Below are 2,500 nucleotides of genomic sequence, written 5' to 3' on the forward strand. Positions count from 1 at the left end.
CACGTCCGCAGCCTTTTGCATAGGCGGTTTGATGCTGCTTGATGCTGTGGTTTATTTTGGGTGTTTTGGGGCTGGTTTTGGCGTGGTTGCGTGCTTGCGCGGAGGCATAGAAACACAAAAAGCCCGCTTTGTGCGGGCCTTTTTGTGTTTGGTTGCGGGGGCAGGATTTGAACCTGCGGCCTTCAGGTTATGAGCCTGACGAGCTACCGGGCTGCTCCACCCCGCGCCATCTCGAGCGAACTGTTTTTCAGTTCGTCTCGACGAAGCAAGCCGTGTTCGGCTTGCGTCATCAGCGTAAACCGCGAAGCGGTTTATCGCGTATTATCAGCGTAAACCCGAAGGGTTTATCGCGTCCGAGCAAACCCGGAGGTTTTGTCTCGTATTACCAGCGCAAATCCGGAGGATTTGTCGCGTGTGGGCACCCTTATTTTGGATTCCCACCAGATTTCAGAAGCGTTTGCTGCTTCTTTCCAGAAGCGACAAAGGCCGCTTGTGAGCGGCCTATTGTAACACGGCTAGGCCGTTTGTGTGATGAGAAGATTGAGATTGCCTCATTTTCATGAGACGAGGCTAAACCGCGATGCAATTTAGCCTGAGTTGCGTTTGGCAGACCTGGCAGCGACCTACTCTCCCGCGTCTTAAGACGAAGTACCATGGGCGCAGGGGCGTTTCACGGCCGTGTTCGGAAAGGGAACGGGTGCGGCCACCCCGCCATAACCACCAGGTCGGCAAAGCGCAACTTCGGGCTAAACCTTGCGGATTTAGCCCGATTTGAGAAGCTGGATTTTTTTAAACACGTCGTTGGTGCGTTTCCGGTCAAAGACCGCAAGCGCAAAGCGCGTCGCCGGAGATCCGGCGCGCCGTCCGCAGCGCAGCGATCGAAGATCGCGACAGCGTGAGGACAAAACTCAATGCAGATGAACGTTTACGTTCGTCTGATGAGCACTGGCAATGAGAACAATCAAGCCAATCGAGCTATTAGTACCGGTAAGCTTCATGCGTTGCCGCACTTCCACACCCGGCCTATCAACGTGGTAGTCTTCCACGGCTCTGATAGGGAACACTCGTTTTCAGGTTGGTTTCCCGCTTAGATGCCTTCAGCGGTTATCCATTCCATATGTAGCTACCCTGCTATGCCCTTGGCAGGACAACAGGTCCACCAGAGATATGTCCATCCCGGTCCTCTCGTACTAGGGACAGATCCTGTCAATATTCCTACACCCACGGCAGATAGGGACCGAACTGTCTCACGACGTTCTGAACCCAGCTCACGTACCGCTTTAATTGGCGAACAGCCAAACCCTTGGGACCTGCTCCAGCCCCAGGATGCGATGAGCCGACATCGAGGTGCCAAACAACCCCGTCGATATGGACTCTTGGGGGTCATCAGCCTGTTATCCCCGGCGTACCTTTTATCCGTTGAGCGATGGCCCTTCCACGCGGGACCACCGGATCACTATGACCGACTTTCGTCTCTGCTCGACTTGTCAGTCTCGCAGTCAGGCGGGCTTATGCCATTGCACTCGACGACCGATTTCCGACCGGTCTGAGCCCACCATCGCGCGCCTCCGTTACTCTTTCGGAGGCGACCGCCCCAGTCAAACTACCCACCATACACTGTCCCGGATCCGGATAACGGACCGCGGTTAGACATCCATGACGATAAGGGTGGTATTTCAAGGATGGCTCCACAAGAACTGGCGTCCCTGCTTCAAAGCCTACCACCTATCCTACACATGCCGACACGAATGCCAGTGTAAAGCTATAGTAAAGGTGCACGGGGTCTTTCCGTCTGACCGCAGGAACCCCGCATCTTCACGGGGAATTCAATTTCACTGAGTCTATGTTGGAGACAGCGGGGAAGTCGTTACGCCATTCGTGCAGGTCGGAACTTACCCGACAAGGAATTTCGCTACCTTAGGACCGTTATAGTTACGGCCGCCGTTTACTGGGGCTTCGATTCAGAGCTTGCACCCCTCCTCTTAACCTTCCAGCACCGGGCAGGCGTCAGACCCTATACGTCGTCTTGCGACTTCGCAGAGCCCTGTGTTTTTGGTAAACAGTCGCTACCCCCTGGTCTGTGCCACCCTCACATACTTGCGTATATAAGGGTCACGCTTCTTCCGAAGTTACGCGTGCAATTTGCCGAGTTCCTTCAACATAGTTCTCTCAAGCGCCTTGGTATACTCTACCTGACCACCTGTGTCGGTTTCGGGTACGGTCTATACGGTGGAGCTATTTCCTGGAACCGCGTCCCCGCCCACACAATCCAATAAGTGTGAACAAGTTAAGCAATCCGTCACTACCACCAGGCCCACGATTATTAACGTGGTTCCCATCGACTACGCGTGTCCGCCTCGTCTTAGGGGCCGGCTAACCCTGCTCAGATTAACTTTAAGCAGGAACCCTTGGTCTTTCGGCGAGAGGGTCTCTCACCCTCTTTATCGTTACTCATGTCAACATTCGCACTTCCGATACCTCCAGGGCCCCTCACAGGTAC

Annotated in this window: 1 tRNA gene and 2 rRNA genes (1 of these 3 cut by a window edge); all 3 read right to left on the reverse strand. The window is 54.5% G+C overall.

The window, feature by feature from the left end:
- Positions 1 to 149 precede the first annotated feature (149 nt).
- Positions 150 to 226 (reverse strand) — tRNA-Met (locus A6U86_RS27675).
- Between the two features lie 384 nt (positions 227 to 610).
- A 5S ribosomal RNA gene (gene rrf / locus A6U86_RS27680) occupies positions 611 to 725 on the reverse strand.
- Positions 726 to 957: 232 nt separating this feature from the next.
- A 23S ribosomal RNA gene (locus A6U86_RS27685) occupies positions 958 to 2,500 on the reverse strand; it runs 1,318 nt beyond the window's last position.

It is taken from the genome of Rhizobium sp. AC27/96 (genome assembly GCF_001692325.1).
GTDB lineage: Bacteria > Pseudomonadota > Alphaproteobacteria > Rhizobiales > Rhizobiaceae > Rhizobium.